Raw genomic sequence first — 13,363 nt, forward strand, 5'->3', positions numbered from 1 at the left:
CTACCCGTGGCGCGGCATCGCCCAGTCGGGGATCGTCGTCTGCGCGCGGGTCGAACGTCACCGGGAGCCGAGAGATCGAGTCCTGGTTGGGCGATCTGCGCGGCGGAGCGAACGGCTCGACTCCGACGGGTGACGCCAAGCGGCCGCCACGCGAGCGGCGACAGCCACCACCTCCGACCCCGGCTGCAGGCGTCGAACCACCGACCACAGCGATCCCGGCCCAGCGGCCTGCGGACGCCGACGCCACCGAGAAGATCGACACGCGCGAAGCGGCCAACGAGAACCCCAAGCGTCGGGGTGGCGGGGTGAGCGCTGCGGATCTGCTCCGCCGCGAGGGCCGGCTCTAGGAATCAGCCTTGCGGTCGGCGTCGATGGCGTCGACGTCATCGCTCTCGCCCGCGATGGGCGGTCCGACGTCGGCCGCGAGGGCCCCTTCCTCGGAACCGGGATCGTCGGCCAGCAGCACTCGCACCGCGCTGTTGAGCACCGCCACGATCGGCACCGCGAGCAGGGCCCCGACGATGCCTGCGGACACTCCGCCCGCGGCGATCGCAAGCACCACCGCCAGCGGGTGAAGCGACACCGCGCGACCCATCACGAGCGGCTGCAGGACGTGCGCCTCGAGCTGCTGTACGGCGATGACGAGTCCGAACGTGATCACGGCATACACCCAGCCCTTCGCGATCAGCGCCACGATGACGGCGAGCCCGCCGGTGAGCACCGCGCCGACCAGCGGAATGAACGCGCCGAGGAAGACCAGTGACGCCAGCGGCAGCGCCAGCGGGATGCCCATGATCGCCAACCCGGTACCGATGCCGACCGCGTCGACGAACGCCACCAGGAACGTCGCGCGGACGTATCCGATGAGCGATCCGAAGCCGGCCCGGCTCGCGTCGCGCACCCGGTCGCGGACGGTCAGCGGGAAGATCTTCGTGACGAACGCGAAGATGTTTCGCCCACCATGCAGCAGGAAGATCAGCGTGAAGAACATCAGCAGCGCACCGGTGACGATCTCGGTGATGGTGCCCGCCGTCGACAGGGCCCCGCTGGTCAGCTTCCCCTGGTTGTTCTTAATCGCGTCGAGAGCCGTGTTGGTCGCGCTCTTGACCTGGTCGTTGCTGAAGTGCGACAACACCCCGGTGTTGAGGGAGTCCCTGGCGCCGGCGATGCTCCGAGCCACCTGGTCGACGAGTGCGGGTGCACCCTGGATGAACTGGCTGACAACGAAGGTGAGGATCCCGCCCACTACGACGACACTGCTGAGCAGGACGCCCGCCACGGCCGCACCCCTGGGTAGTCCCCGACGGTCGAGGTTGTCCACGAGCGGCAGAAGCATCGCCGCCACCATCGTCGCCAGCAAGATCGGCACCACGATGACCTCGAGATGCATCACGACCCAGAAGAATGCGATCAGGGCCCCGAGGATGATCAACAGTCGCCATGACCACGCTGCGGCCTTGCGGACGAGGGGATGCACCGACGCGTCGGCCTTCGCGTCGATGAACACCGAGTCAAGCGAGAAGCCCTCTGGCATCCCGGTAGCGTAACGACTCGGCGCGCCCGTTCCTGGCATGCTCGTCGGGCGGACTGTCGCCGCTAGCCTGTACCCGTGTCGCACGACGCGCAGGAGGGCAGGAGCGAAGCGACCGCGGAACCAACGCAGGAGGGCAGGGGCGAAGCGACCCCGGAAGTTCGCCAACGCGGCAAGTACTGGTGGCTGCGCTGGGTGATCATCGGCGTCGCCGTGGCCGTGCTCGCCGTCGAGGTGGTGCTCGTCTGGGATCAGCTCGCCAAGGCATGGCGCAGCCTGCTGTCGGCCAACTGGTGGTGGGTTCTCGCCTCGGTCTTCGCGGCGCTGGCGTCGATGCACAGCTTCGCCCAGATCCAGCGCACGCTGCTGAAGTCGGCGGGCGTCATCGTCAAGCAGTGGCGTTCGGAGTCGGCCTTCTACGCAGGCAATGCGCTGTCGACGACGATGCCGGGCGGCCCGGTGCTCTCGGCGACGTTCGTCTATCGGCAGCAACGCATTTGGGGTGCGTCACCGATGGTCGCGTCGTGGCAGCTCGTCATGTCCGGCGTTCTGCAGGTGGTCGGTCTTGCCCTGCTCGGCCTCGCAGGTGCCTTCCTTCTCGGCGCCAGCAAGAACCCGCTGTCGCTCATCTTCACGCTCGGCGGTTTCGTGGCGTTGCTCGTCCTCGGCCAGTCGGTGGCGTCGAACCCGCAGCAGATCGACGGCATCGGGGTGCGTCTGCTGTCCTGGTTCAACTCCGTCCGGGGCAGGCCGACCGACACCGGCCTGGCCAAGTGGCGCGAGATGCTCAGGCAGCTGGACTCTGTGAGCTTGAGTCGGCGCGCACTCGGCACGGCGTTCAGTTGGTCGCTGTTCAACTGGGTGGCCGACGTCGCCTGTCTGGCCTTCGCGGCGTACGCGGCGGGAGGCAAGCCGTCCCTGGCAGGCCTCACCGTGGCCTACGCGGCGGCGCGCGCCGTCGGCTCGATCCCCTTGATGCCGGGCGGTCTGCTGGTGGTCGAGGCCGTCCTCGTCCCCGGGCTGGTGTCCAGCGGGATGACGCTGGCCTCGGCGATCTCGGCGATGCTCATCTACCGGTTGGTCAGCTGGATCTTCATCTCGTCGATCGGCTGGGTGGTGTTCTTCTTCATGTTCCGCACCGAGAAGGACATCGACCCGGACGCCCCACTCGACGACGACCACGGCGGTGACGGCGCCGTGGCGGCGCAGTTCAGCCCCGACCCGGAAGCGGTGTACGAGGCCGAGATCCGACGGTCTCACCCGTTGAGCCCCGATCCAGAAGCAAGGCACGAGCCTGAACCGGAGCCGTAGGATCGCCAGATGCACCGCATCACCCGGAACACGCTTGCGATTCTGGGTGCGGCCGCCCTCGTTGCCGCGTGCGGGACCTCGACCAAATCACCGACCCAGTCGACCGCGGCCTCTGGCCCGGCGGAATCGACGCCCGCCACGGCCGGGACGGCGCAACTCACCCCCGTCCTCGTCAGTGTCGTCGCGGCACCGGTACCGGTGCCCACCACCGACGGCAGGAAGCACCTCGCATACGAACTGCAGCTGACCAACGCGCTCGGCGGCGATGTCACGCTGAAGTCGTTGTCCGTCAAGGCCGGTGACGACGAGCTGCTGATCCTGGCTGGCGATCAGCTGGCGCACTGGACGCGTGCCCTCGGCGGCGACCAGACCCCGACCGCGATGCTCGGCCCGGGGCAGGCTGGCCTCGTCTGGCTCGACGTGGTGCTCGACGCACAGGCGCCCGTGCCCACCGAACTGTCGCACACGATCGTCGTCGACCTGGCCAAGCCCATGCCACCGCTCATGCCCGCGACGATGACCGAGGACGATGTCGCGCCGGTGACGGTGTCCACGCACGAGCCAGCGGTCATATCCCCTCCGTTGGACGGGCCGCGCTGGCTGGACGGCAATAGCTGTTGCGACATGACGGCACACCGGATGGCGATGAATCCGCTCAACGGAAACCTCTGGGCCGCTGAACGGTTCGCCATCGACTACGTGCAGTTGAGCGCCGACGACACCGTATTCACCGGTGACCGGTCCAAGTTGGAGAGCTACCCGTCCTTCGGCGCCGACATCCACGCGGTGGCAGACGGACCCGTCGTCGCGGTGCTCGACGGGCTGCCCGAGCAGGCCGCAGGCAAGAACCCCACCGGACTCCCACTGGATCAGTACGGCGGCAACCACGTCGTGCAGGACATCGGTGGGGGCAATTACGCCTTCTATGCGCATCTGAAGACCGGCACCGTGAAGGTGAAGCCGGGTGACCAGTTGACCACCGGCGAAGTGATCGCCAACCTGGGCAACACCGGCAACACCGACGCTCCGCACCTTCACTTCCATGTGATGAGCACACCGGACCCGTTGCACTCCAACGGGTTGCCGTTCGTCTTCAAGGACTTCACGCTCGACGGTAGGCTGGCCTCGGAGGACGCCCTCGACCCGCTGATGACGGGAACGCCCGCGCCGATGGCTCCGGGGTTCACCGCGCGGGACGAGAAGAACCTCAGCCCATTGGTGCTCGACGTGATGACCTATGCCAAGGGGTGACCGCAGGCCGGCGCGTGCCGTGGCGATCGCCCTACTCGCCGACGTCGTCTGCGTCCTCGTGTTCTGCGCGATCGGTAGGCGTAGTCACGCGGAGGGAATCACCGTCGCGGGCGTCGCCGAGACGGCGTGGCCGTTTCTGTCGGGCACGGCGGTGGGCTGGCTGGCAGCACGAGCGTGGCAGCGACCGGCTTCGCTGGCCCCGACGGGAATGGTGATCTGGCTGTGCACCGTCATCCTCGGAATGCTGTTGCGCAAGGCGACATCTGCGGGAACGGCGCTCAGCTTTGTGGTGGTCGCTTCGCTTTCGACCGCCATCCTGCTACTCGGGTGGCGCCTCGGCGCAAGGGCCCTGGCTCACCGCTGACCGCTTCTCTGCTGGCCGAATCCGCCTCGGGCGCAGGCGAAGTCGATACGGTCAGGGTGGCGCGCAGACCGCCGAGCGGTCCGTCCGACAGCTCGATTCCGCCGCCGTGCAAGGCGGCTTGCTGCACCACCAATGCGAGGCCGAGTCCCGATCCACCCGGCGCTGCGGTGCTCCCCCTGGCGAACCTGCCCATCACGAACTCGCGCTCCTCCGCGGGAAGCCCACATCCGTTGTCGTCGACGACGACGGTGAGCACCTCACCGCGGCCCGCTATCGCCGCGTGCCGGTGCGCGGCCAACACGATCCGGGTGGCGCCCCCGTGAGCGACGGCGTTGCGCACCAGATTGTCCACCGCGAGTCGCAGTCCACCCGGCCAACCCCAGATCGTGCCGATGGCGTGGTCGCTCTGCACGACGATCTCCATGCCGCCGACCCGGCCGTTCTCGCGGGCCACCCGGTCCAGCATGTCCGTCACGTCGATCAGTTCGCGTTCCTCCGCCTGCGCGAGCTGTCCCGACGCGAGCTGCCCGAGGGCGGTGACGATGGCTTCCACCCGGCGCTGGGCGCGCGCGAGGTCGCCGACCACCTCGCCGCGCTCGTCGGCGGGCAGGTCGTGGATGCGCAACGTGTCGAGGTCGGCCCGCATCGCAGTCAGCGGAGTCCGGAGCTCGTGCGCGGCGTTGGCGGCGAAGTCCTGTGCGACCTGAAGCGAATTCGAGGTCGCCAGCTGCGCCGCGGCGAGGCGGGCGAGCATGCCGGCCATCGCGTCCGACAGCTCCTCGGCCTCCCTGGCACCCCTCACGGCCGTCATCTGCTCGCCGCCCTTGCCGAGGCGCATCGTCTGTTCGGTGAGCCTGCGCAGCGGCCGGATCGCCGGACCCGCAAGCATCCAGCCCAGCCCGCCCGCGATGAGCACCGTCACGACGCCGACCAGGGTGTACAGCGGGATCCTGGCGCGGTTCAGCAAGATGCTGTCGGCACGGATGCCCACCGACATCAGCACCCCGCCCTGCTGGTCGACGGGGATGGTGCGCACCCGGTACTCGATGCCGTTGACCTGGACGGTCTCGCTGCCCGGCGGCAGCTGCGGGAGCTGAAAGCCACGCTGGAAGACCACCTGGCCCGAAGAACGTGACCGACCGGTCTGGAGTACGCCATTGGTCTGGTCGTAAACGCTGGCGTCGACGATCGAGTCCAACCGACGGTCGAGCTGCGCGGCGTCGTTGTTGGCCAACACCACCGACGTCAGCACCGTGAACACTGCGACGACGGCAGCCGCGGCGGCCGCCGAGGCGAGGGCGACTCGGGTGCGCAATGACGCGGACTGGCCGAAGCGGGGCAATCGCACCTCAGGGCTCGTCGCGCAGGACGTACCCGATCCCGCGAACCGTGTGGATCACCCGTGGGTGGCCATCGCGTTCGAGCTTGCGCCGCAGGTAGCTGATGAACACGTCGGCGACGTTCGTATCGACGTCGAAGTCGTAACCCCACACCAGCTCGAGCAACCGCTGCCGCGACAAAACGACCCCAGCATTCTCGGCGAGCACGGCGAGGAGGTCGAATTCCCGTTTGGTGAGGTCCGCCCGCTCACCCTCGACGAACACCAAACGTCTGGCGGTGTCGATGGTCAGCGGCCCGACGGTCATCGTGTCCGGCGAACGCTCCGAGAGGCTCGACCTGCGCAGCAGCGCGTGCAGTCGGGCGACCAACTCGCCGAGGTCGAACGGCTTGGTCAGGTAGTCGTCCGCACCCGCCTCGAGCCCGGCGATGCGATCGTTGACGGTGTCGCGCGCGGACAACACGCAGATCGGGATGTCGTTGCCAAGCGCCCGCAACGCGGTCACGACGGCCACGCCGTCCAGCTCCGGCATCTGGACGTCCAGAACCAGCGCGTCGTGCGACTCGTTCGACAGCAGCCGCAGCGCTTCCTTACCGTTCGCCGCGACCCGCACGTCGAATCCCGAGTGCCTCAAGCCACGGGACACCGACGTTCTGACGTCCGGGTCGTCGTCGACCATCAGCACCGTCCGACCCGCACCGTCAAGCGCAGGTGGCTCTGCCAGCCGCACCGGGTTACGGAATGGCTGGCGCGGGCGCTGCGCCGCAGCGGTTCTTCAGGTCGACCAACGGCTGGCGGATGCCCGTCAGGTCGGTCTTCACGCCTGGGTTGTCGTCCAAGTACGTGGCCACCTCAGTACGGACCGCGTCACGCGGAAGACCTTCGAGGCTGGTGAAGAACCAGTTCACGTCGGGGTGGGTGAACAGGTACGCCGACGTCGAAGCCGACACGCCCGACGACACGCCCGCGAGGTCCCCGGCGCTGCAGTTCGGGGGGTTGAGGGCTGGATCATCTGCCGTCGCAGACGGAAGCGCACCGAACAACATGGCGCCTGCAATCACACCGGCGCCCATCGCGCCAGCTACCGCACGTCGCCCAGCACGGGCCGAGATTGACATGGCCAAGCTCCTTCATCAAATGTGCAGAGTTCCTCAGAGACCCCGAAAAACCTCTGCGACCGTAACCTCGAGCGGCTACCGACATCGAAAAGCTAAGCAGAAAGGGTCACGACTTTCTTGCCTTGCGATGAACCAATCCTGAGAAAGACCGAAAGCCCAGCTCACGGCTTTCTCGTGAGCGAGCCGGCGAGTCGCTGCGGACTACCTTGGAGTGCCGACGGTGATCGTCGCGGGCCCCGGCAGCGGACCCATGCCCGGCGCGACCGCGGCAGCCGGCGAGGACTGAGCGGGCACGGAGGTCCCCGGCACACCGACGGCCTGCGCCGCTGGGACCCCACCTGGCAAACTGCCGGGCAGTGCCCCTGGCAGCGAACCGGCCTGCGACTGCGCGCCCTGGAGCAGACCCATCACCTGGGGCAGCGTCACCGGCAGCTTGCAGCGTGCCGACAGGTTCATCAAAGGCTGTTGAAGCGCCTGCATGTCCTTGCCGGCCTGGGGATTGGCGTCGAAGTACGTCTTCAGCGCGCCGAGGGACTGCGGACCCGCCTGCTGCTGCGAGATGGTCGTCAGCGCCGTGTTCGTGCCGGGGTGCGAATCGAGGTAGTTGCCCGTCGAGGTGGCCACCGAACCGATGGTGCGGGCGACCTCGCTCGCTGCGCACGGATCGGCGGCAGCCGTCGCCGACGGCGTTCCCGGGATCGCCATCGCGACCACTACGGCACCACCGACTGCGGACGCAGCGAATACGGCACCGAGGGAACGGCGGGTGATCGTCGCGGTCGTCTTCATGGGTCACTCCTTAACGGATGCGATCGTCAACTGCCCTGTACACGCATCCATCGGCGGCAATCATGTCCGGCAGTCTTCCCCTACCCGAACGGCCAAGCGCCATACTGCCATCACCAAAGCCCCGCTACCAATCTGCACAGCAAATACCCAGGTCAGTCAGACAGGTAGCTGGCCGCAAATCCACCGCGCGCGGCGTCCCCGTTCCGCCGTTCCCCGGCCCGACCAGGCAGTGCCCTCGCGAGGAGCGGCTACCCTACCTCGTGCTGGGGTACGCTCACGCTACGAAACGCGGGGAGAAGGCAGGGGTCCGCCATCCAGCAGTTCATGTTGCGGTTGAGCAGCAAGCTGCGCAGATACCGCTGGGCGGTCTTTGCAGCATGGCTGCTCCTTCTGGTTCCGTCGGTGTATCTGGCACTCAACCAGTCGGGCAACCTGACCGGTGGCGGATTCGAAGTGGCCGGCTCTCAGTCGCTGACCGTCGAGCACGCCGTCCAGGATCACTTCCCCGACCAGGGCGCCTCCCCCCTGGCGCTGGTCGCGGCGCCCCGCGCGGATGCCTCGTTCGAGGACATGACCGGCGCGGTCACGCAACTCGAGCGCATCGCCGCAGGAGTACCAAGCGTCAAGGTCGTGCCCAACCCGCAGCAGCCGCCGCCACAGCCCGACCGGCCCTACGTCGTCAGCCTGCAGACGGACTTCAACAGCGGCAGCTCGGACGTGGCGAAGGAGTTGCGCAAACAGGTCGGCATCCACGGTGACCAGCCGGGTCAGACCGACAACGGCAAGGTCAAGCTGTACGTCATCGGCCAGGGCGCCCTTGGCGCCGCGGCGAGCGAGGCCACCAAACACGACATCGCCCAGGCTGAGAAGTGGAATCTGCCGATCGTCCTGATCGTGCTGCTGGCGGTCTTCGGATCGCTGGCCGCGGCCGCGATGCCCCTGATGCTCGGCATCTGCACCGTCGTGGTGACCATGGGCCTGGTCTATCTGCTGTCGATGGCCATCCAGATGTCGGTCTTCGTGACGTCGACCGTGTCGATGTTCGGGATCGCCCTCGCCGTGGACTACTCGCTGTTCATCCTGATGCGGTTCCGGGAGGAGCTGCGCTCCGGGCGTGATCCGGCGCAGGCGGCGGACGCCGCCATGGCGACCTCCGGCCTCGCCGTGTTGCTGTCCGGCCTGACCGTCATCGCCTCCGTGACCGGCATCTACCTGATCAACACGCCCGTCCTCGCGTCGATGGCGACGGGCGCGATCCTCGCGGTGTCCGTCGCCGTGCTGACGTCGACCACCTTGATTCCGGCGGTACTCGCGACGGTCGGCAAGGCGGCGTCCAAGCGCTCGTCGTGGCTGCACGTGTCCCGGCGGCCAGAGACCACGCAGTCACGGTTCTGGACCCGATGGGTCGGCTGGGTCATGCGGCGCCAGTGGCTGTCGGCGCTCGGCGCGACGGTCGTCCTCCTGGTGCTGGCCACGCCGGCCTTCGCCATGACGCTCGGCAACAGTCTGCAGCGCCAGTTCGAGCCAACCCACGAGATCCGTGGCGGCATCAACGCCGCCGCCCAGGCGCTGGGCCCCGGCGCGCTCGGCCCCATCCGGGTCCTGGTCACCTTCCCCGACGGCGATGCCAACGGACCGGAGAACACCGGTGCCCTTGACACGCTGCAGCAGAAGATGACGCAGGGTCCGGACATCATGACGGTCACGCCGCCGGTGTTCGCCAGCGACAATCGCAGCGCCCTGCTGTCGGCCGTCCTGTCCGTCGACCCCGAGGACCCGGCGGCGCGCGAGGCCGTCGACTGGATGCGGGCCGAGTTGCCCCGCGCGGCGCCCGGATCGCCTGCCGTCGTCGACGTCGGCGGACCCACCGCGCTGCTCAAGGACTTCGACGATCGGGTTGCGACGACCCAGCCCATGGTCTTCGTGTTCGTCGCACTGATCGCGTTCGTGATGCTCCTGATCTCGATCCGCTCGGTGTTCCTGGCCTTCAAGGGCGTGCTGATGACGTGTCTGTCGGTGGCGGCCGCCTACGGCAGCCTCGTCGTGGTCTTCAAGTGGGGCTGGTTCGAGGCATTGGGGTTCCAACCTCTCGAGTCGTTGGACAGCACCATCCCGCCCCTGGTGCTCGCGATGACCTTCGGGTTGTCGATGGACTACGAGATCTTCCTGCTGACCCGGATCCGGGAGCGCTTCCTCCAGACCAACAACACGCGCGACGCCGTCGCGTACGGCGTGAGCACCAGCGCCCGCACGATCACCAGCGCCGCGCTGATCATGATCGCCGTGTTCATCGGTTTCGCGTTCGCGGGCATGCCGCTGGTGGCCCAGCTCGGCGTCGCCTGCGCGGTCGCCATCGCCGTCGACGCGACCATCGTCCGGCTGGTGCTGGTGCCCGCCCTGATGGCCATGTTCTCGCAGTGGAACTGGTGGCTTCCGGGTTGGCTCGACCGCGTCCTGCCGTCGGTGGACTTCGAGAAGCCCCTGCCCAAGGCCGACATCGGCGACCTGGTGGTCATCCCCGAGGACATCTCCACGATGGGACCGTCCGGCGCGGACATCCGCAACGTGGTGAAGTCGGCGGCGAAGCTGAAGATCCTCGCGCCGCAGACCATCACGGTCGCCGACCCGCTGGCGTTCAGCGGCTGCCTTCCGCCGGAGGGCTCCCTCGGCGACCACGTCAAGGGTGGCGACGAACCCCTGGCCGCGCTGCGTCCCGGAGACACCGCACGGCTCAGCGCCAACTACCACGGCAACGGGAAGGCAGCCAGGGGCAACGGCGGACGCAACGGCAGGAACGGGTCGGGCCAGCAGAACGGCGGCAAGCCCGTCGGCCGGTTCTTTCCACGCCATCCCGTGCACCCGGTGACGATGTGGCGCGGCCGTCTCGCGGTGGCGCTCGACGCACTGGCCACGGCCGCGGACGCCGACCGGCCCACGGTGCGACGGCTCGGCCCGATGGAGACCACCAATGTCCTGCTGCCGACCGGTGACCGGCTGCAGATCCCGACGGGCGCCGAGACGCTGCGCCTGAAGAGCTACCTGATCATGTGCCGGAACAACGCCAGGGACTACGCCGAGTTTGCTGATCTGGTCGAGTCCATGGAGACTCAGACGGCAGCGGTGGTGCTGGCCGGAATGGACCGGTATTACTGTGGTCAACGGTTAAGGAGCCAGTGGGTGGCGACGCAGCTAGTACGGCGCCTAGCCGACCCACACCCGTCGGATGACGACGAGGACTGGATGGGCCCCGATGCGGAGTCCGATTGGGCACACGTCAGGCAGCGCTGCCTGTCAGTGGCAGTGGCGATGTTGGAGGAGGCGAGGTGACGTTGACTTCAGATACGCGCAGCGATGCCGCCGCCGGACGCCCGAAGTCCGCGGCGACGGCAGCGCGTAAGCGTCAACCCGTCGACAAACGGCCGGTCGAGTTCTGGCCGACGTCGTCGATCCGCGCGGCGCTGGAGACCGACGATCTGACGGTGTGGCAGAGCATCGTGACGGCGATCAAGCGCGACCCCTACGGTAGGACCGCCCGCCAGGTCGAAGAGGTCCTGGAGACCGCGCAGCCCTACGGTGTCTCGAAGGCCCTCGACGAGGTGCTGACCCGCGCCCGCGCCCACCTCGAGGCGAACGAGTGTGCCGAGGTGGCGCGCCACATCCACATGTTGCTCCACAGGTCCGGTCTCGGCGTGGAGGAGTTCGCGTCGCGCATCGGCATTCCCACTGAGGACTTCGCGGATTTCCTCGAGGGCGCGACCAGTCCGTCGGCGTCGCTGATGATCAGGATGCGCCGGTTGTCCGACCGCTTCGCCAAGATGCGCGACGGTCGCCCCGACTAGGGCCGGACACCGAGTGATGGCCACCTTCGCGCTGATCCCCGGTGCGGGTGGCAGCGCGTGGTACTGGCACCGCGTCACTCCCCTACTGACCGATGCAGGCGCCGAGGTCGTCGCCGTCGACCTTCCCGCCGCCGACGATTCCGCCGATCTGAACACCTATGCCGACGTGGTCTGTCGGGCCGTGGCCGACGTGACCGGTCCGCTCGTCGTCGTCGGCCAGTCGATGGGCGCCTTCACCGCACCGATCGTGGCGACTCGGGTGCCCACCTCGGCGATCGTCCTCGTCAACCCGATGGTGCCCGCCGCGGGCGAGTCGCCTGGGACGTGGTGGGATGCGACGGGACAGAGAGCCGACCGGGTCGCGTACTTCGCGCGAATCGGCCTGGGCGACAGGAACTTCGACGAAGTCGAGGACTTCTTTCACGATGTTCCCGATGCGGTGCGAGCCGAGGCGTTCAGCCAACCCGAGCCGCGGCAATCGGACACTCCCTTCGAGCGGCCATGGCCGTTGAGATCCTGGCCCGATGTGCCGACGCGGGTGGTGCAGGGCAGCGACGACCGCTGTTTCCCGCTCGAGTTCCAGCGTCGCGTCGTCCGCGAACGACTGGGTCGCGACGTCGACGTGATGCCGGGCGGGCACCTGATGGCCCTGAGTCGGCCAGAAGAACTCGCGGCCCGCCTGCTCGCGCCGCTCAGCGGGAGTTGATGGGCGAAAGGTCGTCCACCAGCCACCGCCCGTCCTGTTTCAGAAGCGAGACGCGCAGGGGCAGTGGCACGGTCGCCGGTTGCTTGCCAGGCGCGTTCTGCGTGCCGCGCATGATCACCGCGACGATGGCCGCCGCCGGACCGATGGCCTCCACGCCCGCCGAAACGGTGCTCGCTTGGACGGTGAGGCCCTTGCTCGTCAGATCCTTTGCCATGGCGTCGAATTCGCCGCGAAATCCGTCCGCGCCATGCTGCGTCATCATCGCCGTCAGCCGGTCGAAGTTGGCGTTCGGGCTCTGCGGGGTGAAGGTCGCCGATGCCTCGGCGGCACTGCTGGCGATGCCGACCACCTCGATGCCGTCGCGGTGCATGGCGGACTCCGGCGCCGTCCACCGCGTATAGCCGACCACGACGGCCGCCGTCAGCGCCACGGTGGTCAGGCCCACCACCGCCAACCGCAGACCTGGTCCGTCGTCGTCGGTGCCGATCGTGACACCGTCGCGGCGGAACAGCACGCCGTTGACGACGACGCCCTGCACGATCAGCAGGCACAGCACCGAGCACACCGACACCCACCACAGCGGCCATGCCAGCGCGACGCCGAGGTACACCAGCGCCAGGATCGCTCCGAGCGGCGCGAGAACGTCGAAGGCCAGGACCCGGAATCGATTCCTCATCGGATGGTCTCCAGCCGCGAGATGAGCAGCTTGCCGTCGACGTCCGAGACCGCCAGGCGCAGGGTCCAGTGCACTGTCAGCGGCTTCGCACCCACGTTCTGACTCACCGACGTGGCCACCACGATGACGTTGTCCGTGCGCGACGCCACGGTCGCAAGCTCGGGCGGCGGCAGAGGCGCCAGACCCGCGTCGCCGGGTGACGCGTGGAACAGCGACTCGATCGCGGCGGATTCGACCTGGCCCACCGTCTGGGATTGCAGCTTCTGGACCACCTGGCTGAACGGTTCGACCGCGGTCTCGAAGTTTGCGTTGAGCAGGCCGATGGTGCCGTCGTGCAGCGTCGTCATGCTCTGCGTGACCGTGCCGGAGTTCATGTTGATCAGGACGCCCGTCCAGTCGGCCGCAGCCTGTAGCACCCTGGTCTGGTAGGCCCGGTCTG

13 protein-coding genes and 1 pseudogene are annotated in these 13,363 nt (G+C 68.1%); 7 read left to right on the forward strand and 7 right to left on the reverse strand.

Annotated elements, in window-relative coordinates; genetic code table 11:
- A pseudogene (locus tag QOI01_RS36655) lies at positions 1 to 347 on the forward strand (hypothetical protein); the annotation flags it as partial.
- On the opposite strand, the gene QOI01_RS36660 reads toward QOI01_RS36655, so the two are convergent.
- On the reverse strand, positions 344 to 1,534 hold the full coding sequence (locus QOI01_RS36660) for an AI-2E family transporter (protein ID WP_526389237.1): 1,191 nt from the start codon (positions 1,532 to 1,534) through the stop codon (positions 344 to 346). The pseudogene QOI01_RS36655 and the gene QOI01_RS36660 sit on opposite strands and share 4 nt — an antisense overlap.
- A 75-nt stretch (positions 1,535 to 1,609) precedes the next feature.
- Here QOI01_RS36660 and QOI01_RS36665 point away from each other — a divergent pair, with 75 nt between their 5' ends.
- The 3 genes from QOI01_RS36665 to QOI01_RS36675 are packed head-to-tail and all read left to right on the forward strand — an operon-like array spanning position 1,610 to position 4,457.
- Complete coding sequence (locus tag QOI01_RS36665) at positions 1,610 to 2,842, forward strand: lysylphosphatidylglycerol synthase transmembrane domain-containing protein (protein WP_526389239.1); 1,233 nt, start codon at positions 1,610 to 1,612, stop codon at positions 2,840 to 2,842.
- A gap of 9 nt (positions 2,843 to 2,851) precedes the next feature.
- Entirely contained in the window at positions 2,852 to 4,093 is a 1,242-nt protein-coding gene (locus QOI01_RS36670; RefSeq protein ID WP_526389241.1) for a M23 family metallopeptidase, read from the forward strand.
- Positions 4,080 to 4,457: a DUF3054 family protein gene (locus QOI01_RS36675; RefSeq protein WP_526389243.1), complete on the forward strand. Its 378-nt coding sequence runs from the start codon at positions 4,080 to 4,082 to the stop codon at positions 4,455 to 4,457. The genes QOI01_RS36670 and QOI01_RS36675 overlap by 14 nt, the downstream gene beginning before the upstream one ends.
- On the opposite strand, the gene QOI01_RS36680 is transcribed toward QOI01_RS36675, so the two are convergent.
- The 4 genes from QOI01_RS36680 to QOI01_RS36695 all read right to left on the reverse strand — a co-directional run bounded on the left by QOI01_RS36680 (position 4,372) and on the right by QOI01_RS36695 (position 7,703).
- Positions 4,372 to 5,805: a sensor histidine kinase gene (locus tag QOI01_RS36680; protein WP_526389245.1), complete on the reverse strand. Its 1,434-nt coding sequence runs from the start codon at positions 5,803 to 5,805 to the stop codon at positions 4,372 to 4,374. The two genes, QOI01_RS36675 and QOI01_RS36680, sit on opposite strands and share 86 nt — an antisense overlap.
- 1 nt (position 5,806) lies before the next feature.
- Positions 5,807 to 6,475: a response regulator transcription factor gene (locus tag QOI01_RS36685; protein ID WP_526389261.1), complete on the reverse strand. Its 669-nt coding sequence runs from the start codon at positions 6,473 to 6,475 to the stop codon at positions 5,807 to 5,809.
- 55 nt (positions 6,476 to 6,530) lie between these two features.
- The gene (locus QOI01_RS36690) at positions 6,531 to 6,914 is read right to left on the reverse strand and encodes a hemophore-related protein (RefSeq protein ID WP_526389247.1); all 384 of its coding nucleotides are present in this window, start codon (positions 6,912 to 6,914) and stop codon (positions 6,531 to 6,533) included.
- 201 nt (positions 6,915 to 7,115) lie between these two features.
- Positions 7,116 to 7,703: a hemophore gene (locus QOI01_RS36695; protein WP_526389249.1), complete on the reverse strand. Its 588-nt coding sequence runs from the start codon at positions 7,701 to 7,703 to the stop codon at positions 7,116 to 7,118.
- Positions 7,704 to 8,027: 324 nt separating this feature from the next.
- Here QOI01_RS36695 and QOI01_RS36700 point away from each other — a divergent pair, with 324 nt between their 5' ends.
- The 3 genes from QOI01_RS36700 to QOI01_RS36710 are packed head-to-tail and all read left to right on the forward strand — an operon-like array spanning position 8,028 to position 12,248.
- Positions 8,028 to 11,030 (forward strand): MMPL family transporter, encoded by a 3,003-nt coding sequence (locus QOI01_RS36700; protein ID WP_526389251.1) that lies wholly within the window; start codon positions 8,028 to 8,030, stop codon positions 11,028 to 11,030.
- The gene (locus tag QOI01_RS36705) at positions 11,027 to 11,542 is read left to right on the forward strand and encodes an XRE family transcriptional regulator (RefSeq protein ID WP_526389253.1); all 516 of its coding nucleotides are present in this window, start codon (positions 11,027 to 11,029) and stop codon (positions 11,540 to 11,542) included. Before QOI01_RS36700 ends, QOI01_RS36705 begins: the two co-directional genes overlap by 4 nt.
- Positions 11,543 to 11,558: 16 nt before the next feature.
- Positions 11,559 to 12,248, forward strand: coding sequence for an alpha/beta fold hydrolase (locus QOI01_RS36710; protein ID WP_526389255.1), 690 nt, complete (start codon positions 11,559 to 11,561; stop codon positions 12,246 to 12,248).
- On the opposite strand, the gene QOI01_RS36715 is transcribed toward QOI01_RS36710, so the two are convergent.
- Together QOI01_RS36715 and QOI01_RS36720 are read right to left on the reverse strand one after the other, a co-directional pair.
- The gene (locus QOI01_RS36715) at positions 12,235 to 12,924 is read right to left on the reverse strand and encodes a hypothetical protein (protein WP_526389257.1); all 690 of its coding nucleotides are present in this window, start codon (positions 12,922 to 12,924) and stop codon (positions 12,235 to 12,237) included. The two genes, QOI01_RS36710 and QOI01_RS36715, sit on opposite strands and share 14 nt — an antisense overlap.
- A partial coding sequence (locus QOI01_RS36720; protein ID WP_526389259.1) for a hypothetical protein occupies positions 12,921 to 13,363 on the reverse strand: 443 nt, incomplete at its 5' end. The genes QOI01_RS36720 and QOI01_RS36715, both read right to left, overlap by 4 nt.

It is taken from the genome of Mycobacterium sp., from assembly GCF_032162605.1.
Taxonomy (GTDB): Bacteria; Actinomycetota; Actinomycetes; order Mycobacteriales; family Mycobacteriaceae; genus Mycobacterium.